The sequence below is a fragment of the Nocardioides sp. LHG3406-4 genome, assembly GCF_049897745.1.
Lineage (GTDB): Bacteria > Actinomycetota > Actinomycetes > Propionibacteriales > Nocardioidaceae > Nocardioides.
Map to the genome: position 1 here is coordinate 522,252 of NZ_JAFCWV010000001.1, position 18,599 is coordinate 540,850.

Below are 18,599 nucleotides of genomic sequence, written 5' to 3' on the forward strand. Positions count from 1 at the left end.
GAATCTAGGACTCAACCGTGCGAATCTCGGGACTCAACGGTGAGAACTGTCATCAGCTGCAGCCGCTGGTGCTCCCGCATCCCTCGCACACGTAGCAGGAGCCGGCGGGGCGCATCTTGGTGCCGCAGGTGAAGCAGAGCGGGGAGTCGACGGCGGTGCCGGTGATCTTCTCCAGTAGCTCAGCGGAGGTGTGGGCCTCCTTGGCGGGCTCCGCGGGTACGGCGCGCTGCTCGGCACCGTGGGTGTCCTTGGTCTCGACGACCTCGGCGTCCACGGGCTCGGTGTCGACGCGGGCCTGGCGGCTCTCCTCGACCAGCGGGTCGGGGGTGTCGGCCTTGAGCGACTCGGCCTCGCTGATCTCGGCGAGCGGCTCGTAGGAGCCGGTCTCGAGGTGACGGCGACGCTCCTCGGCGGAGTAGATGCCGAGCATCGAGCGGTCCTCGAAGGACAGGTAGTCCAGAGCCAGGCGGCGGAAGATGTAGTCCATGATCGACTGCGACATCCGCACGTCCGGGTCGTCGGTGAGGCCGGCGGGCTCGAAGCGGAGGTTGGTGAACTTCGAGACGTAGGTCTCCAGCGGGACGCCGTACTGGAGACCGATCGAGACGGCGATCGAGAAGGCGTCCATGACACCGGCCAGGGTCGAGCCCTGCTTGCCGAGCTTGAGGAACACCTCGCCGAGCTGGCCGTCGTCGTGGGCACCGGAGGTCATGTAGCCCTCGGCGCCGCCCACGGTGAACGACGTGGTGCGCGAGACGCGAGACTTCGGCAGGCGCTTGCGGGTCGGGGCGTAGACGACCTTCTCGACGACCGTGGGCTCCGCGGGAGCCTCGGCGGACTTGCCGTCGTCGGCCTTGCCCTTGTTCTCGCCCTTGCCGCTGGACATCGGCTGGCCGACCTTGCAGTTGTCGCGGTAGATCGCGGTCGCCTTCAGGCCGAGCTTCCAGCTCTGCAGGTAGACGTCCTCGATCTCCTCGACCGTCGCGGTCTCAGGCAGGTTGACCGTCTTGGAGATGGCACCGGAGAGGAACGGCTGGCAGGCCGCCATCATCCGCACGTGGCCCATCGGCTTGAGGGAGCGCGCACCCATCGCGGTGTCGAAGACCTCGTAGTGCTCGGTCTTGAGGCCCGGCGCGTCGATGACGTGACCGTGCTCGGCGATGTAGGCGACGATCGCCTCGACCTTCTCGGCGTCGTAGCCGAGCTTGGTGAGCGCCCGCGGGATCGTCTGGTTGACGATCTGCATCGAGCCGCCGCCGACGAGCTTCTTGAACTTCACCAGGGAGAAGTCGGGCTCGATGCCGGTGGTGTCGCAGTCCATCATGAAGCCGATGGTGCCGGTCGGTGCGAGCACCGAGGCCTGCGCGTTGCGGAAGCCGTGGGTCTCACCCAGCTTCTGCACGTCGGCCCACGCCTTGGTGGCGAGCTTGTGGACCTGAGCGTCGGGGATCGCGAGGGTGCGGACCGCGTCGTTGGCGGCCTGGTGCTTGCGCATCACGCGCTTGTGGGCCTCGGCGTTGCGGGCGTAGCCGGCGTACGGGCCGACGACGCCGGCGATCTCGGCCGAGCGCTTGTAGGAGACGCCGGTCATCAGGGAGGTGATGGTCGCAGCCATCGTGCGGCCGCCGTCGGAGTCGTAGCCCAGGCCCATCGCCATCAGCAGCGCGCCGAGGTTGGCGTACCCGATGCCGAGCTGGCGGTAGTCGCGGGTCGTCTCGCCGATCGCCTCGGTCGGGAAGTCGGCGAAGCAGATGGAGATGTCCATCGCGGTGATGATCACCTCGACGGCCTTCACGAAAAGCTCACCGTCGAAGGTGTCGTCCTCCTTGAGGAACTTCAGGAGGTTCAGCGACGCCAGGTTGCACGAGGAGTTGTCGAGCGACATGTACTCGGAGCAGGGGTTGGACGCGGTGATCCGGCCCGTCTCCGGGTTGGTGTGCCAGTCGTTGATCGTGTCGTCGTACTGGAGGCCGGGGTCGGCGCACTCCCACGCAGCCTTGCTGATCTTGGTGAACAGCTCCCGGGCGTCGACGGTCTCGATGACCTCGCCGGTCGAGCGCGAGCGCAGGCCGAACGACGTGCCGTCCTCGACCGCGCGCATGAACTCGTCGCTGACCCGGACGGAGTTGTTGGCGTTCTGGTACTGCACCGAGGTGATGTCGGCGCCGCCGAGGTCCATGTCGAAGCCGGCGTCGCGCAGCGCGCGGATCTTGTCCTCCTCGCGCGCCTTGGTCTCGACGAACTCGACGATGTCGGGGTGGTCGACGTCCAGGACGACCATCTTGGCCGCCCGGCGGGTCGCGCCGCCGGACTTGATGGTACCGGCGGAGGCGTCGGCGCCGCGCATGAAGGAGACCGGGCCGGACGCGGTGCCGCCGCTGCTCAGCAGCTCCTTGGAGGAGCGGATGCGGGAGAGGTTGAGGCCGGCACCGGAGCCGCCCTTGAAGATGAAGCCCTCCTCCTTGTACCAGTTGAGGATCGAGTCCATCGAGTCGTCGACCGAGAGGATGAAGCAGGCGCTGACCTGCTGCGGCGAGGGGGTGCCGACGTTGAACCACACGGGAGAGTTGAAGGAGAAGTACTGGTTGACCAGCAGCCAGGTGAGCTCGTGCTCGAAGAGCTCGGCGTCGGCGGGGGTCGTGAAGTAGCCGTGGTCCTCACCGCCCTTGCGGTAGGTCTTCACGACCCGGTCGACGAGCTGCTTGAGGCTCCACTCGCGCGCGTCGGTGCCGACGGCGCCGCGGAAGTACTTGGTGGTGACGATCGTCGAGGCGTTGACGCTCCAGAAGTCCGGGAACTCCACACCGCGCTGCTCGAAGACGGTCTCGCCGCTCTTCCAGTTGGTCTGGACGACGTCGCGACGCTCCCAGGTGAGCTCGTCGTAGGGGTGCACGCCCTCGGTCGAGAAGACCCGCTCGATGCGCACTCCCGCCTGCTTACGTGAGCCCTGACTCGATGAGTCCTGCGCGGCGCCGGTGTTCACCGTCTCGGTCATTGTTCTCCTCGTGATCCCGTGAATGGTTCATCAACTGTGACGGCCGTGACGCGGTCGCCGATGTGGTGCGCCCGGCACGCAGCTTCCCCACTACGTGCCGGGCAGTCTGTGGTCAGCCCGTCTCCACCAGGACCGCGTCTGCGGCCTCGGGTGCGGGGGGTACGGCGCGCTCGGCGCGCAGCATGGCGATCTCGTCCTCGAAGTCGTCGGCGGACTCGAAGGCGCGGTAGACACTGGCGAAGCGCAGGTAGGCCACCTCGTCCAGCTCGCGCAGCGGTGCCAGGATCGCCAGCCCGACCTCGTGGGCGGGCACCTCGGCGAACCCCTCGCTGCGCAGGGTGTCCTCGACGGCCTGGCCCAGGCAGGCCAGCTGGTCCTCGGAGACCGGACGGCCCTTGCAGGCCTTCCGCACGCCGGTGATGGCCTTGTCCCGGGTGAAGGGCTCGGTGGCGCCGGAGCGCTTGAGCACGACCAGCTGCATCTGCTCGACGGTGCTGAAGCGCTTGCCGCAGTCCTGGCAGGTGCGCCGGCGGCGGATCTGGCCGCCGTCGTCGGAGACGCGCGAGTCGATGACCCGGGTGTCGGTGGTGCGGCAGTACGGGCAGTGCATCTCGCGGCCTCCTCTCGCATGCGACGCGCTCGTCACCCGGGCGCCCTGAAACACCCTGATGTAGGTGTAACGCCTGTGGAAGACGGTCTGTTTCCTGTGGAAGAACTGGCACGTGCTGTGAGCCGGACACCCGGTGCCTGTGCACTAGATGTGGATAACTACAACGGTGTAAGTCCTAGATGTAGTGGTAACCGTACGTCGCGCGCCCAGGGTTGGCAAGAAGGACGCGCCGAGATTTCGGACATCTCCGACGGCGCACGAGAAGCCGCAGGTCAGGGGCCCGATGGGCACTCGTGACCGGTCTGGGACGGCGGCGTGTCGTGCGCCTCGCGGGCATCGGACACAATGGCTTCCGTGACGGGGAAGCGGGGCGGGTCGCGCCGGGCGGAGAGGCCCGCGCGGGCGTTCCGACCGGCCGTTCTGGTGCACTCACTCGCCATCACCCTCCTGGTGGTCGCCTGGGGCTATCTGGTCTACGTCGCCATCGACTTCGGCGGCTCCGCGCGCGCCGGGGAACGCTCCGCCTGGTGGCTGCTGGGCCTGGCCTCGCTGGGCGCGGTGGCCTGCCTGTTCGCCGGGCTGATGCTGGTCAGCCGCCTGCAGAGGGTGCTCGGGTGGTCCCGGGCCGACAAGGTGGACGACGAGCACGCTGCTCCGCGGCCGCCCGGCGGCCGGCGAGCCGCCCGCTGAGCCTGACGCGCCTGACCTGACGCGCCCGACCTGACGCGCCCGGACGCCGCGAAGGGCGGGCCGTGATGGCCCGCCCTCCGTCTTCCCCGGCCCACCAGCCGGGGTCGAAGCGGCTGGTGGAGTATTCAGTTGTAGGTCTGGGTGATCATCTGGAGGGTCAGTCGGAGGTGGGGACCCGCAGCTTCTGACCGGCGGTGACCATCGCGGTCTCGAGCGCGTTGAGCCGCTCGATCCTGGCGACCATGTCGCGGGTGCTGCCGTCGCCCGCCGCCTCAGAGGCGATGCCCCACAGCGTCTCGCCCTGACCCACCATGACGACGCGCGTCGGCTCGGGCGTGCCGGCCTCGTCGGTCGCCACCGAGCCGGACCCGAAGAGCACGCCGAGCATCAGCACCACGGCCAGCGCCGCCAGGAGGACGACGAGACGTCCGCGCCGGGTGAGGCGCAGGTGGCCGGCGGTGCGTCGTGACGGCGTACGCACGTCGCGGACCGGCGTCAGCGTCAGGGCCGGGCTCAGCGTGGTGGTCATGGTGCTCATCTGGACCTCCTGGGGAAGGGGGTGATCTGCCTGTCGTGATCTGCCTGTCGTGATCTGCCTGTCTCGTCTCAGTCGATGTCTAGTGGCGAGCACCGACACTCTCGGTGGCTCGATCAGACGTTCGATCGAACATGTGTACGACGTTAGAGCATGTGTTCGAACGAATCAAGCATCTGCCCGAACGAGTGTTCGAAGCGTGTCGCGGCGGGTCGAGGGCCAGATCACGACACGCCTGTTCGAACACTTGTTTGAAGTCGGGTCGGGATCGGTCTACGGTGAGGCGACCGGCGAGACGAACCACCAGCTGTCACCCAGGAGGACCCATGGCCAAGACGAGCGGCACCGGCAAGAAGGTGCTCGAGCTGCCCGACGGGCCCCCTGACGCCACCGGACTGACCCCCCGCCAGCAGCGCGTCCTGGCCACGATCAAGGACTCCATCGAGATGCGCGGCTACCCGCCCAGCATGCGCGAGATCGGCGAGGTCGTCGGGCTGACGAGCTCGAGCAGCGTCGCCCACCAGCTCAAGACGCTGGAGGAGAAGGGCTTCCTCAAGCGCGATCCCAACCGCCCCCGGGCCCTCGAGGTCTTCCTGCCCGAGGTGATGGCCGCGCGCCGGTCGATCTCCCACGTGGAGGAGACCGCTGTCGACGAGTCCGGCATCGGCGACGCCATGCCGGCGGCCACCTACGTCCCCATGGTCGGACGCATCGCGGCCGGTGGCCCGATCCTGGCCGACGAGCGCGTCGAAGAGGTCATGCCGCTGCCCCGTTCGCTGGTCGGCGAGGGCACCCTCTTCCTCCTCCAGGTGTCCGGCGACTCGATGATCGACGCGGCCATCTGCAACGGCGACTACGTCGTGATCCGTCAGGAGCAGACCGCCGAGAACGGCCAGATCGTGGCCGCCCTCATCGACGGGGAGGCCACCGTCAAGACGCTGCAGCGCAAGGACGGCCAGGTCTGGCTGCTCCCCCACAACGACGCCTACGACCCGATCGACGGCACCGACGCCAGCATCCTCGGCATCGTCACGGCGGTCCTGCGTCGGGTGTGACGCACCCTTCGGCGCCGGTACGCCGCGGCGTTCCGGCGGCTGTCGGCGGCTGCACATAGGGTGCCCTGGTGAGCGCTCAGGACGACATCTCGGACCACCCGGACAGCCGGGTGCGCGAGGTGCTGGCCCAGGCGGTCGCGGCGCTCGGCGGTGAGCAGCGAGACGGTCAGGTGCAGATGGCCGAGGCGGTCGTCGAGGCCATGGAGGGCGGCGAGCACCTGCTCGTCCAGGCCGGCACCGGCACCGGCAAGTCGCTCGGCTACCTGGTCCCGAGCCTGCTCCACGGCAAGCGCGTCGTCGTCGCGACCGCGACGCTCGCCCTCCAGCACCAGCTCGTCGAGCGCGACCTGCCCCGGCTGGTCGAGGCGGTCGGCGGCACCCTCGACACGTCGTACGCCGTGTTGAAGGGCCGTTCCAACTACGCCTGCCTCCACCGGATCCGCGAGGGCGTCCCCGACGACCAGGGCGTGCTCGTCGACGTGCCGACCGGGTCCCTGGGCGGCGAGGTGGTCAAGCTGCGCGAGTGGGCCGAGGAGGAGAGCAAGGCCGGCGGCAGCGGCGAGCGCGACAACGCCCCGCGGCACACCGACCGGGTCTGGCGGCAGGTCAGCGTCAACCACCGCGAGTGCCTGGGCGCCACCAAGTGCCCCTTCGCGCAGGAGTGCTTCGCGGAGCGGGCCAAGGAGAAGGCCCAGCGGTCCCACCTCATCGTCACCAACCACTCGCTGCTCGCGATCGACGCGATCGAGGGGGTGCCGATGATCCCCGACTACGACGCGGTGGTGATCGACGAGGCGCACGAGCTCACGGCCCGCGTCACGCAGGCCGCCACCGACGAGCTGTCGGCCAACGACGTCGAGCGCGCCGCCCGCCGGGCGCAGCGCCACATCGAGGGATCCCAGGCCGACGACCTCGCTGACGCGGGCGACGCTCTCGCCGACGCGCTCTCGCGCACCGAGCCGGGCCGCATCGACACCCTGGGCGAGCAGCTCGCCGACGCCCTCGCGCTGGTCCGAGACGCCGCCCGCGCGCTCGTCTCGGCCTTCCCGAAGGAGGCCGCCGGTGCCGGCGAGGCCGACGCCGGCCGCACGCAGGCCAAGGGCTTCGCACAGGACGTCTTCGCCACCGTCGAGCGCATGGCTGCCCACGTCGAGGCCGACGTGCTCTGGCTCAACGAGGCCCGCGACCGGATGCCGGCCCGGCTCTGCGTCGCGCCGTTGCAGGTGTGGGGCCCGATGCGCGACAAGCTGCTCACCGACAAGACCGTGGTCTTCACCTCCGCCACCTTGATGCTCGGCGGCGACTTCAGCGCGGTCGCCACGTCGCTCGGGCTCAAGCCCTCGGAGCGAGTGCTCTCCGAGCCAGTCGAGCGCGCCGACGGCGTGCTGCCCTGGCGCGGCATCGACGTCGGGTCGCCGTTCGACTACGGCCAGCAGGCGATCCTCTACGTCGCGCGCCACCTGCCGCCACCGGGCCGTGACGGCCTCGGCACTGCGCAGCTCGACGAGATCGCCGAGCTGGTCGACGCCGCGGAGGGCCGCACCCTGGGCCTGTTCTCCTCACGCCGGGCCGCCGAGGCCGCGGCGGAGGCGATGCGCGAGCGGCTCCCCCACCTCACGACCCTGGCCCAGGGCGACGCCCAGTTGCCCGAGCTGGCGCGGCAGTTCGTGGACGACCCGCACACCTGCCTCTTCGGCACCCTGTCGCTGTGGCAGGGCCTCGACGTGCCCGGCGAGACCTGCCAGCTCGTGATCATCGACCGGATCCCGTTCCCCCGCCCCGACGACCCGCTCATGTCGGCGCGCCAGCGGGCCGCCGACAAGGCCGGCGGCAACGGCTTCATGCAGGTCGCGGCCACCCACGCGGCTCTCCTGCTCGCCCAGGGGTCCGGCCGCCTCATCCGCACGACCACCGACCGCGGCGTGGTCGCCGTACTCGACCCACGACTGTCAACCGCACGCTACGGCGGCTTCCTCAAGGCGAGCCTGCCCCCGATGTGGACGACCACCGACCCGGCGGTGGTGCGCAAGGCGCTGTCGCGACTGGCGTCTGGCTGACCTGCCCACGCGCGTCGGCTCGGCACAGTCCGGGGGGTAGTCCGGTGCAGATCAGGGGTGCTGAGCTGCACACAGGCCGATTTTGCACCGGACTACCTCGCGGGCGCCGGCACCAGGGCGCGGGTCAGCGCTTGCGGTTGAGCTGCCGGTCGACGCGGCTCTCGGACTGACCGAAAATCTTCGCCAGGAGCGGCACGCGGAACTTCCAGGCCACGACTGCGCCCACGACGACGAGCAGGATGATGAGCAGGGTCATGGGAGGAGAGTACGCCGCGGCCCGAGCACAGAGGCTCAGATCACTGCGCCGGAGTCCTCGGCCCGGCGGGTCCGGCCTACCTTCGCGGCCCGCGACATCGGCCACCGCTCCTGGAGGTAGGTCACCATCGGGGTCGCGGTGAACACCGAGGAGTAGGTGCCGATCACGAGACCGAGCAGCAGGGCGATCGCGAAGTCGCGCAGCGAGTCGCCGCCGAGCACGGCGAGCGCGGCCAGGATGAACATCGCGCCGAGGCCGGTGTTGACGGTGCGCGGCATCGTCTCCACGGCGGCCTTGTTGGCCAGCATGCTGAAGGTCTCCTCGGGACGTGAGCCCTGCCAGCGCTCGCGGACCCGGTCGAAGACCACGACGGTGTCGTTGACCGAGAGGCCGATGATGGTCAGCGCGGCGGCCAGGAAGATGCCGTCGATCGGCTTCCCCAGCCACGCGAAGACGCCCGTGACGATCACGACGTCGTGGAACATGGCGAGCACCGCCGCCAGGCCGAAGGTCCACTTGAACCGGAACGCGAGGTAGACCATCTGCACCAGCAGCGCGATCACGAAGGCGATCAGCGCCTTGTCGCGCAGCTCGGAGCCGAGCGAGGCGCCGATCTGCTCGTCCCGCTCCTTGGTGGCCCCGTCGGCGGCCGAGCCGATCGCGTCCTCGATCGCGATGGCCTCGTCGTTGGTGATCTCGCCGGTGCGCACGCTGATCTTGTCGTCGTCCGACTCCTGCACGGTGGCCTCGGGATAGCCCGCGTCAGCGACCACCTCGCGGGCGCGGTCGGCGGAGATCGGGGTGCCGGTGGAGTACTCCAGCACCCGGCCACCGGTGAACTCCACGCCGAGGTTCAACCCCTGGCTGACGATGCCTGAGACCGCGAGGACGAGCGCCGCCCCCGAGAGAGCCAGCCACAGCCCGCGACGCGACATCAGGTCGGGGTCGCGCCGCTCGAGCCAGGTACGCACCCTGCCGACCGAGCCGATGCCGCTGAAGGCCGGACGCTGCTCGACCCAGCGGTTGGCGACGCCGATCTCGGTGAGCACGCGCGCGATGATCAGCGCGGAGATCATGGAGGCGATCACACCGATCGACAGGGTGACGCCGAAGCCCTTGATCGGGCCGGAGCCCAGCAGGAACAGCAGGCCGGCCGCCAGCAGGGTGGTCACGTTGGAGTCGATGATCGCGCTCCAGGCCTTGTTGAAGCCGATCATCAGCGCCCGTCGCAGGCCGGCCGACGGGTTGGCGGCGTACTCCTCCCGGGCACGCTCGAAGACCAGCACGTTGGCGTCGATGGCCAGCCCGATCGCCAGCACGAAGCCGGCCAGGCCGGGCAGCGTGAGCGTCGACCCGAGGCCGACGAGCATGGCGTACGCCAACAGGGCGTACGACGTCAGCGCGAGCGTCGCGAGGAAGCCGACGAAGCGGTAGACCAGCGCGATGAAGAGCCCGGTGACCAGCAGTCCGAGCAGTGCCGCCTGCCACGACGCCTCGATCGCCGCCGCGCCGAGGGTCGGTCCGACGATCCGCTGCTCGATCACCTCGACCGGGATCGGCAGGGCACCGCCCTCGATGAGTACGGCGAGGTCCTTGGCCTCGTCGAGCGTGAACGAGCCGGTGATGTCGGTGGACCCGGTGATGTTCCCGCCACACGGCACGTTGACGGACGGTGAGGAGATGATCTCGCCGTCCAGCACGATCGCGATGCGGTTGGGGTCGCCCTGGGCGCACGCGGCGGTGGCCGACAGCGTGCCGAAGGCCCGGGACCCGTCACCGGAGAAGTCGACGGCCACCGTCCAGTCGGCGCTGTTGTCGCGCCGCACCGCCTCGGCGCCGGTGATGTCGTCGCCCTCGAGGGCCGTGGGCCCGACCTCGATGAGCTCGCCGCCCTCACCCGAGAGGACCTGGTTGCCCTGCTTCGACGGCTTCGTCTGCGCCGGGAGGCCGCCCTTGACCACCGGGTGCACGGTCAGCTGCGCCGTGCGCCCGATCGTCTCGACCGCCTGGCGCGGGTCCTGCACGTCGGGCAGCTCGACGATGATGCGGTTCTCGCCGGCCCGCGTAAGCGTCGGCTCGGAGATGCCGAGCGCGTCGACGCGGCCGCGCAGGACCTCGATCGCCCGGTCGGTCGCCTCGGCGTCGGCCACGACGCCGGACGGGGAGTCGGAGGCCTGCAGGGTGATCTGGGTGCCGCCGCGCAGGTCGAGCCCGAGCCGCGGCTCCTGCGTCAGGGCCAGGACGGCGCACCCGCCGAGGAGGCCGATGACGAGCAGGAGTCGGACGAGCGCACCACGAGACATGGAGCGCATCCTTCCTCAGCGAGCGGGGCGGCTCAAACCACCACACGCACGCAATGAGGGGCCCGGCAGCCGCCGGGCCCCTCATCTCGTGAGGACTACCGCTTCTTGGAGACCACGCCTGCGGCGCCACCACCGCGGCGGACGGGTTCGGCGACCGCGGTGACCTTGCCCTTCTTACCGAACTCCAGCGCGGTCGCGGCCCCGATCTCGGCGGCGCTGGTCAGCGCGTCACCGGCGGGGACGAGCTTGTGACCCAACGGAGTGAGCAGCGCGCCGTACGCCGTGATGAAGGCCGGCTCGGAGCTGACGGTGGCGGTGTTGCGCTGGGTGGCTCGCGGTGCCGCGATCGCCTCCTGGATCGTCATGCCGCGGTCGACGCGGTTGAAGATCATCTGCAGCACCGTCGTGATGATCGTCGACCCGCCCGGCGAGCCGAGCGCGAGGAAGGGCCTCTTGTTCTTCAGCACGATCGTCGGCGACATCGACGAGCGCGGGCGCTTGCCCGGCTGGATCCGGTTGGGGTCGGCCGCGTCGTAGGTCGTGGAGAAGTCGGTCAGCTCGTTGTTGAGCAGGAACCCACGCTTGGGTACGACGATGCCCGAGCCGCCGGTCTGCTCGATGGTGAGGGTGTACTCCACGACGTTGCCGTCCTTGTCGGAGACCGTCAGGTTGGTGGTGGAGATGTTCTCGGTGTCGGAGTCGACGGTGCCGCGCGTGCCGGGGGCCGGCGAGCAGACGCCGTCGTACGACGCCACGTTGCCGGCCGCGACCGGCTTGGTGAGCGCCTTCGCCGGGTCGATCGCGCAGGCGCGCTCCCTGGCGAAGGTGTCGCTGAGGAGGTTGCCCATGGGCACGTCGACGAACTTGGGGTCGCCGACGTACTTGCCGCGGTCGGCGAAGGCCAGCGCGCTCGCCTCGAGGTAGCGGTGGAGCGCGTCGGTGTCGGACATCGAGGCGATGTCGAACTGCTCGAGAATGTTGAGCGCCTCGCCGATCGTCGAGCCACCCGACGACGACGGCGCCATGCCGTAGACGTCGTAGCCGCGGTAGCCGACCTTGCTCGGCTTCTGCGTGAGGGCCTTGTACTTCTTCAGGTCCGCGCGGGTCATCGAGCCGACCGGCACGGGCAGCTTGGTGGTGCTGGTCTTCGGCGGCGCGGTCACCGCCTTCACGATCTCGCCGGCGAGCTTGCCGCCGTAGAACGCCTTGATGCCCTTGTCGGCGATGGAGTCGTAGGTGCGGGCCAGCTGCTTGTTGGTGAACTTGGAGCCGACAGCCGGGGCGTCGCCGCCGGGCAGGTAGAGCTTGCGGGTGGAGGTGAAGGCGTCGAAGCGCACCTTGTTGTCGAGCGTCTGCTGCCGGAAGGTGTCGTCGATGCGGAAGCCCTTGCGGGCGACCTTCGTCGCCGGCGCCATGGCACCGGCCAGGTCGAGGGTGCCCCACTTGCGCAGCGCCTTGTCCCACGTCGCCGGGGTGCCGGGCACGCCGACGGAGACGCCGCTGGTGACCAGCTCGGGCGTGAAGTTGTAGGCCTTGCCGGTCGCCGGGTCGATGAACGCGTCGCCCTTCATCGCGCCGGGAGCGGTCTCACGGCCGTCGATCGTCGACACCTTCTTCGTCTTCGCGTTGTAGTAGACGAAGTAGCCGCCACCCCCGATGCCGGCGCTGTAGGGCTCCGTCACGCCGAGCGTGGCCGCGGCGGCGACCGCCGCGTCGACGGCGTTGCCGCCCTGCTGGAGCACCTTGAGCCCGACCTTGGTGGCGGTGGGGTCGACGCTGGTGACCGCGCCGCCGTAGCCGACGGCCGTGGCCTTCTTGGTCGCCTTGGCAGCCTGCTGGCCGGACGGCGCGACCGAAGAGTCGCGCTGGCCCGCGGCCGTGGCCGAGGACTGGACGGCGCTGAGGCCGAGCGATCCGGCCAGCGCCAGGGCCAGGCCGGGGACGAGAATGGTGCTTCGCATGGTGAGTGCCTTCCGAGTGGTGGTCCGTTCACCTTCCCGCTACGACGGGGGTTTGTCGAGGCAACCCTCCGTACGCCGGACACCGCGGGCCCGCGAGCTGGTCGTCGATCGGTGAGCTGCGGTCCCTCGTCACGCAGTGAGACGCACGGACGCCGAGGACCGGTGGCGCGACCCGGTCAGACGGCGTACGCCGCCAGCTCGCCCGCGAGGTCGTCGTTGGCCCGGCCCGTGACGTGGGTGCCGTCGGCGGTGTGCTCCAGGGTGGCGATCTCACCCTGCTGGTGGATGCGGTTGAGCAGGTCGCCGCGCTCGTAGGGCAGCAGCGCGTCGAAGGCGACGTCCGGTCGCGGCAGCTCGTTCTCGATCACCGCGAGGGCGTCGGCGATGCCGGCGCCGGTGCGGGCGCTGACGACGACCGAGTGCGGCTCCCGCTGCTGCAGCCGCGCGATCACCATCGGGTCGGCGGCGTCGGCCTTGTTGATGACCACGAGCTCGGGCACCCGGTCGGCCTTGATCTCCGCGAGCACCTCGCGCACCGCGGCCAGCTGGCCCTCCGGGTCGGGGTGCGAGCCGTCGACGACGTGCAGGATGAGATCGGATTCGGCGACCTCCTCCAGGGTCGAGCGGAAGGCCTCGACGAGCTGGTGGGGCAGATGCCGCACGAACCCGACGGTGTCGGACATCGTGTAGACGCGGCCGTCGTTGGTGGTCGTACGCCGCGTCGTGGGGTCGAGCGTCGCGAAGAGCGAGTCCTCGACGAGCACCCCCGCGTTGGTCAGCCGGTTGAGCAGGGACGACTTGCCGGCGTTGGTGTAGCCCGCGATGGCGACGCTGGGAATGCGGTGCCGCTCCCGCTCCTGGCGCTTGGTCTCGCGGGTCCCCTTGAGGTCCTTGAGCTCGCGGCGCAGCTTGGCGATCTTGGTGTTGATGCGTCGCCGGTCGGTCTCGATCTTGGTCTCACCGGGGCCTCGGCCGCCGATGCCGCCGCCGTCGGCGCCGACCCGGCCACCGGCCTGGCGGGAGAGGCTGCCACCCCAGCCGCGCAGTCGCTGCTTCATGTAGTTGAGCTGGGCCAGCTCGACCTGCGCCTGGCCCTCCTTCGACTTCGCGTGCTGGGCGAAGATGTCGAGGATCAGCGCCGTGCGGTCGATCGCCTTGACCTTGAGCTTGTCCTCGAGGTTGCGGAGCTGGCTCGGCGCGAGGTCGCCGTCGAGGATCACCGTGTCGGCGCCGGTCGCCTGCACGATCTCCCTGACGGCGTCGACCTTGCCGCGACCGACGTACGTCGCCGGGTCGGGCCTGCCGCGGCGCTGGTAGACAGCCTCCAGCACCTCGGAGCCGGCCGTCTCGGCCAGCAGGGCGAGCTCGGCCATGGAGTTCTCGGCGTCCTGCACGGAGCCCTCGGTCCAGACGCCGACGAGCACGACCCGCTCCAGGCGAAGCTGGCGGTACTCGACCTCGGTGATGTCCTCGAGCTCGGTGCGCAGGCCGGCGACGCGGCGCAGGGCATGGCGCTCGGCCAGGTCCTGGGCGCCGGTGGAGTCGTCGTGGGTGCGGGCCTCCGGGTCGGGCCCGTCGGCGGAGACGACCTCGTAGGCGTCGTCGTCCCAGCCCTCGGTGGCGGTCAGCTCGGTGTCGAGCGAGAAGTCAGGTGCGTTCGTCATATGTCGTCGAGTCTAGGCGGGCGACGGAAGCCGGGCGAGGGCATTTCGTCCCGTCACGGGAGCAGGGCCGCGAGCGCCGGCTCCGCGGCCTCGCGCGGCAGGTGCCCGAGCATGACCAGCTCGGCCATGCCGTGCACCGTGGCCCACAGCGCCGCCGCCAGCGCCTGCGGGTCGCGACCCACGAATCCCGGCTCCTGCACCAGAGCCTCCACCTCCCCCGCCAGCAGCTCCTCGTTGCGCGCGATCAGCGGTGCCATCTCGACCGACGGCTCGCCGGCGGCGCAGTACTCCGGGTCGAACACGAGCGAGAAGGCTTGCGGGTGGTCGGCGGCGTACGCGACGTAGGCGGCGCCCAGCGCTCGGACGCGGGCGGGCGGGCCGGTCGCTGCAGAGACTGCGCCTTCCTGCGCCGCCAGCAGGTCGGCCATGGCCCGCACCCCGAGGGCGCCGAGCAGCGCGGCCCGGTCGCCGAAGTGGTGGTAGGGCGCGTTGTGGCTCACCCCAGCCCGGCGCGCGACCTCGCGCAGGCTGATCTTCGCCGCCGGCTGAGTCTGCAGCAGCGACAGCGCGGCGTCCTCGAGGGCGGACTGCAGATTTCCGTGGTGGTAGCTGGCTCCGGATCTTGACACGCGCAACATTCTACCGCAGTGTGGTCACTGTCCAGATTGTTGACAGTGTCCAGATACCGCAAAGGAACCCGCCATGACCAACACCCTCGTGATCGACGGCCACCCCGACGCCGGCTCTCTCACCGCGGCCCTCGCGCAGCAGTACGTCGCCGGCGCCAGCGGACCGGACAGCGGCAGGGTCGCCACCTTGACCCTGCGCGACCTCGACATCGACCCGGTCCTGCACGGCGGCTACCGCCGCGGTCAGCTCGTGGAGCCGGACCTCGCCCGGGCCCGCGAGCTCATCGAGTGGAGCGAGCACATCACCGTGCTCACCCCCGTCTGGTGGGGCTCGGTGCCGGCCCTCCTCAAGGGCTTCTTCGACCGGGCGCTCGTCATCGGGTGGGCGTTCCGCTACCAGGACAACGGCCGACCCGAGGGGTTGCTCGGCAGCCGCACCGGACGCCTCATGGTCACCTCGGACTCACCGCGGTGGTACCTCCCGCTGGTCGGCGACACCACCGTGCGCCAGGTGAAGGGCAGGACAATGGAGTTCTGCGGGATCAAGCCGGTCAGGCTCACCCGCTTCACCGACGTGCGCAACGCCACCGACGCGCGGCGCGACGCGTGGCTCGAGCAGAGCCGAGCGCTGGGTGCGAGCGACGCGGGCGCGACCGCAGCGCTGGGCGCGCAGGTGCCTACGGCTGCCTGAGCCGGGTCACTTGGGGGGCATCCGGATGCCGCCGTCGACGCGCACGGTCTCGCCGTTCATGTAGGAGTTCGTCACGCACTCGATGACCATGCTGGCCAGCTCGTCGGGCTGGCCGAGCCGCTTCGGGAAGAGCACCGACTCACCGAGCCTCGCCTTGAACGCCTCGGCCTGCTCGCCCTCGCCGTAGATCGGGGTGTCGATGAGGCCGGGAGCCACGGTGTTGACGCGCACCCCGATCGCGGCGAGGTCGCGGGCCACCGGGAGGGTCATGCCGACGATGCCGCCCTTCGACGAGGAGTACGCCGCCTGGCCGATCTGGCCGTCGAAGGCCGCCACGCTGGCCATGTTGACGATCGCGCCGCGCTCGCCGGTCTCGGTGGGCTCGAGGGTGCCCATCGCGGTGCCGGCGACCCGGATGGCGTCGAACGTGCCGATCAGATTGATGGCGATGACCCGCTTGTAGAGGTCCAGGTCGTGCGCGGAGTCGAGGGTGCCGTCGCGTCCGACCGTGCGGGCGGCCGGGCCGATCCCGGCGGAGTTGACCAGCACGCGCAGCGGACCCAGCTCGCCGGCCCGCCTGACGGCGTCCTCGATCTGCTGGGTGTCGGTGACGTCGACATGGGCGAACACGCCGCCGATCTCGGCGGCGAGGGCCTCGCCCTTCTCGTCCTGCACGTCGGCCACGACGACGCGCGCGCCCTTCGCGGCCAGCTGCCGGGCTACGGCTGCGCCGATGCCCGAGGCGGCGCCGGTGACGAGGGCGGATGCTCCGGTGATGTCCATGCCGCAGAGATTAGTGGCGGCAGGCCTAGAGGTCGGTGGTACCCCGGGCCACCACGACGGCCGGGCCCGTCAGCAGCACGCGGTCGTCGGTCGTCCACGTGACGGCGAGCTCGCCGCCGGGAACGTCGACTCGGTAGGTCACGGGACGGTCCACCCCGTCCGCCAGGGCGCTGGCCACCATCACCGCAGCCGCGCCGGTGCCGCAGCTGCGCGTCTCGCCGGCTCCTCGCTCGTGCACGCGCATCGCGACGTGCCGGTCACCGCGGCGTACGACGAACTCCACGTTGACGCCGCGGGGATAGACCTCGCGGTCGTGCTCGGGCGGCGCGAGCAGGTCTCCGGCGTCGGCCAGGTCGTCGACGAACGCCACCGCGTGCGGGTTGCCCATGTCGACGTGCAGCGCCGGCCAGGCCCGCTCGCTGACGCCGACCTTCGTCTCGCCCAGCGTCCGCGGGCTGCCGAGGTCGACGGTGAGCAGGTCGCCGTCGCCGTGCACGGTCTTCACCCCGTCGCGGGTGCCGATCTCGACCGGCAGTCGCACCAGCCCCTCCTCGACGAGGTGACGGGCGAAGACTCGGATGCCGTTGCCGCACATCTCGCTCGTTCCGCCGTCGGCGTTGCGGTAGTCCATGAACCACTCCGGCCCGTCGAGGCCCAAGGCGGCCGACCGGACCACCCGGAGCACCCCGTCGCCGCCCAGCCCGGCCCGGCGGTCGCACAGCGCGCGCACCCGGTCGGCGTCGAGGTCGCCGTGCACGCTGCCGTCGTGGTCGGGCAGCAGCACGAAGTCGTTTTCGGTGCCGTGGCCCAGGAGGAAGGGATAGGTCACCCGCTCAGTGTCCCACCGTCACCTGACGAGGGTGTATCGGCCGCACACGAGCTCGCGGTTGCGCACCACCTCCTCCAGCTTCAGCTCGAGGCGACGCGGGAGCAGCGGCGCGCCGGAACCGAGGGTCACCGGCGCCCACTGCACCCACACCTCGTCGAGCAGCCCGGCATCGGCGAACTGCCCGACCAGCTCGCCCCCGCCGACGATCCAGACGCCCAGCCCGCCAGCCGCCTCGACCATCTCGCGGTGCACGGCGGTCACGTCGCCCTGGGTGAAGGTCACGTGCTCCGTGGGCTGGAAGTCGCGATGGGTGAAGACCCACGTCGGCTTGGCGGACCACTCGCCCGGGTCGTTGTCGAGGATCCACTGCCAGGTCGTGGCACCCATCGCGCACGCACCGACGAGGGGGCGGAACGTCTCGAACCCCATGTCCTTCTCGTGGTCGACGTCGCGGCTCAGGAGCCACGACAGCGAGTTGTCGGCGTCGGCGATGAACCCGTCCACGGAGGATGCCGTGTAGTAGTAGGTCGTCATCGCACCAGCGTGCACCACCCCACCGACAGTCCTGATCGGTCAGCCGAGCGCTGCCGCGACCGCGCGCTCGGCGCGATCCGGGTCGTCGTACCGGATCCAGACGATGCGCGGGTCCTTCCGGAACCACGAGTCCTGGCGGCGCGCGAAGCGACGGGTAGCGACGAAGGTCCGCTCCCGGGCCTCGGCCATGCTCAGCTCCCCACGGAGGTACGCCGACACCTCGCGGTAGCCGATGGCGCGGCTCGCGGTTCGGCCCTCGGCGAGGCCCTCGGCGAGGAGTCGCTCGACCTCCTCGACGAAGCCGGTCTCGAACATCTCGTCCACCCGCGCCGAGATGCGCGCGTCGAGGGCGGGCCGGTCGATGTCGACGCCGATCTGCACGGTGGCCGGGTCGGCGTACTCGAGATCCGGCAGGCTGGCGCTGTAGGGCCGGCCGGTGATGGCGATGACCTCCAGGGCGCGGACGATGCGGCGGCCGTTCTCGACGAGGATGCGTCCGGCCGCCTCGGGGTCGAGCACTCGGAGCCGGTCGTGGAGTGCGGCCGGGCCCGCTGCCGCGAGCTCTGCCTCGAGCTCGCGTCGCATCGACTCGTCGGTGCCCGGGAACTCGAAGCGGTCGAGGATCGCCCGGGTGTAGAGCGCCGAGCCGCCCACCAGGACCGGGGTCCGGTCGCGCGCACGGATCTCGGCGATGGCCGCCCGGGCCCAGCGCTGGAACTCCGCCACCGTCGCCGGGTCACGCACGCCCAGGGTGTCGAGCAGGTGGTGCGGGATGCCGCGCCGCGCGGCGACCGGGTGCTTTGCCGTACCGATGTCCATGCCGCGGTAGACCTGCATCGCGTCGGTGTTGACGATCTCGCCGTCGAGGCGCCCGGCGAGGTCGAGGGACAGGTCCGACTTCCCGGAGGCCGTCGCGCCGACGACGGCGACGGTCCGTCGAGAGTGCGCAGGGTGGGCCACGCTGGCTAGTCTCTCAAGTGCGGCGCCCATCGGGGCGACGCCGACAC

Annotated in this window: 16 protein-coding genes; 4 read left to right on the forward strand and 12 right to left on the reverse strand. The window is 70.6% G+C overall.

Features of this window, described 5'->3' with window-relative positions:
• Positions 1 to 52 precede the first annotated feature (52 nt).
• Together ACP7BP_RS02480 and nrdR are read right to left on the reverse strand one after the other, a co-directional pair.
• A complete protein-coding gene (locus tag ACP7BP_RS02480; RefSeq protein WP_426242157.1) occupies positions 53 to 2,995 on the reverse strand; it encodes a vitamin B12-dependent ribonucleotide reductase in 2,943 nt (980 codons plus the stop codon).
• A gap of 112 nt (positions 2,996 to 3,107) precedes the next feature.
• Positions 3,108 to 3,605 carry a transcriptional regulator NrdR gene (nrdR, locus tag ACP7BP_RS02485; protein ID WP_426242159.1) on the reverse strand — a complete coding sequence of 166 codons (498 nt, stop codon included), beginning with the start codon at positions 3,603 to 3,605 and terminating at the stop codon, positions 3,108 to 3,110.
• A gap of 354 nt (positions 3,606 to 3,959) precedes the next feature.
• Here nrdR and ACP7BP_RS02490 point away from each other — a divergent pair, with 354 nt between their 5' ends.
• A complete protein-coding gene (locus ACP7BP_RS02490) occupies positions 3,960 to 4,295 on the forward strand; it encodes a hypothetical protein (protein WP_426242160.1) in 336 nt (111 codons plus the stop codon).
• Positions 4,296 to 4,452: 157 nt separating this feature from the next.
• On the opposite strand, the gene ACP7BP_RS02495 is transcribed toward ACP7BP_RS02490, so the two are convergent.
• Positions 4,453 to 4,833: a LysM peptidoglycan-binding domain-containing protein gene (locus ACP7BP_RS02495; RefSeq protein WP_426242161.1), complete on the reverse strand. Its 381-nt coding sequence runs from the start codon at positions 4,831 to 4,833 to the stop codon at positions 4,453 to 4,455.
• 323 nt (positions 4,834 to 5,156) lie between these two features.
• Here ACP7BP_RS02495 and lexA point away from each other — a divergent pair, with 323 nt between their 5' ends.
• Positions 5,157 to 5,885, forward strand: coding sequence for a transcriptional repressor LexA (gene lexA / locus ACP7BP_RS02500; RefSeq protein ID WP_426242163.1), 729 nt, complete (start codon positions 5,157 to 5,159; stop codon positions 5,883 to 5,885).
• Positions 5,886 to 5,953: 68 nt separating this feature from the next.
• Complete coding sequence (locus ACP7BP_RS02505) at positions 5,954 to 7,942, forward strand: ATP-dependent DNA helicase (protein WP_426242165.1); 1,989 nt, start codon at positions 5,954 to 5,956, stop codon at positions 7,940 to 7,942.
• Positions 7,943 to 8,066: 124 nt separating this feature from the next.
• On the opposite strand, the gene ACP7BP_RS02510 is transcribed toward ACP7BP_RS02505, so the two are convergent.
• From ACP7BP_RS02510 to ACP7BP_RS02530, 5 genes are all read right to left on the reverse strand, one after another.
• Complete coding sequence (locus ACP7BP_RS02510; protein WP_426242167.1) at positions 8,067 to 8,198, reverse strand: hypothetical protein; 132 nt, start codon at positions 8,196 to 8,198, stop codon at positions 8,067 to 8,069.
• A 35-nt stretch (positions 8,199 to 8,233) separates the two neighbouring features.
• A complete protein-coding gene (secD, locus tag ACP7BP_RS02515) occupies positions 8,234 to 10,501 on the reverse strand; it encodes a protein translocase subunit SecD (protein WP_426242169.1) in 2,268 nt (755 codons plus the stop codon).
• 95 nt (positions 10,502 to 10,596) lie between these two features.
• Positions 10,597 to 12,462 (reverse strand): gamma-glutamyltransferase, encoded by a 1,866-nt coding sequence (gene ggt, locus ACP7BP_RS02520; RefSeq protein WP_426242171.1) that lies wholly within the window; start codon positions 12,460 to 12,462, stop codon positions 10,597 to 10,599.
• A gap of 176 nt (positions 12,463 to 12,638) precedes the next feature.
• Positions 12,639 to 14,126 (reverse strand): GTPase HflX, encoded by a 1,488-nt coding sequence (hflX, locus tag ACP7BP_RS02525; RefSeq protein WP_426242173.1) that lies wholly within the window; start codon positions 14,124 to 14,126, stop codon positions 12,639 to 12,641.
• A gap of 53 nt (positions 14,127 to 14,179) precedes the next feature.
• Positions 14,180 to 14,755: a TetR/AcrR family transcriptional regulator gene (locus tag ACP7BP_RS02530; protein WP_426242175.1), complete on the reverse strand. Its 576-nt coding sequence runs from the start codon at positions 14,753 to 14,755 to the stop codon at positions 14,180 to 14,182.
• Between the two features lie 73 nt (positions 14,756 to 14,828).
• Here ACP7BP_RS02530 and ACP7BP_RS02535 point away from each other — a divergent pair, with 73 nt between their 5' ends.
• A complete protein-coding gene (locus ACP7BP_RS02535) occupies positions 14,829 to 15,446 on the forward strand; it encodes an NAD(P)H-dependent oxidoreductase (protein ID WP_426242177.1) in 618 nt (205 codons plus the stop codon).
• Positions 15,447 to 15,452: 6 nt separating this feature from the next.
• Here the strand turns inward: ACP7BP_RS02535 and ACP7BP_RS02540 are convergent, their stop codons facing one another.
• From ACP7BP_RS02540 to miaA, 4 genes are read right to left on the reverse strand one after another with little or no spacing between them, the layout of a single operon-like run.
• Entirely contained in the window at positions 15,453 to 16,229 is a 777-nt protein-coding gene (locus ACP7BP_RS02540; RefSeq protein WP_426242179.1) for an SDR family NAD(P)-dependent oxidoreductase, read from the reverse strand.
• 25 nt (positions 16,230 to 16,254) lie between these two features.
• Positions 16,255 to 17,058, reverse strand: coding sequence for a diaminopimelate epimerase (gene dapF / locus ACP7BP_RS02545; RefSeq protein WP_426242181.1), 804 nt, complete (start codon positions 17,056 to 17,058; stop codon positions 16,255 to 16,257).
• A gap of 18 nt (positions 17,059 to 17,076) precedes the next feature.
• The gene (locus tag ACP7BP_RS02550) at positions 17,077 to 17,592 is read right to left on the reverse strand and encodes a dihydrofolate reductase family protein (protein ID WP_426242183.1); all 516 of its coding nucleotides are present in this window, start codon (positions 17,590 to 17,592) and stop codon (positions 17,077 to 17,079) included.
• A gap of 39 nt (positions 17,593 to 17,631) precedes the next feature.
• Positions 17,632 to 18,552, reverse strand: a complete 921-nt coding sequence (miaA, locus tag ACP7BP_RS02555) for a tRNA (adenosine(37)-N6)-dimethylallyltransferase MiaA (protein WP_426242185.1) — start codon at positions 18,550 to 18,552, stop codon at positions 17,632 to 17,634.
• Between the last annotated feature and the right edge of the window lie 47 nt (positions 18,553 to 18,599).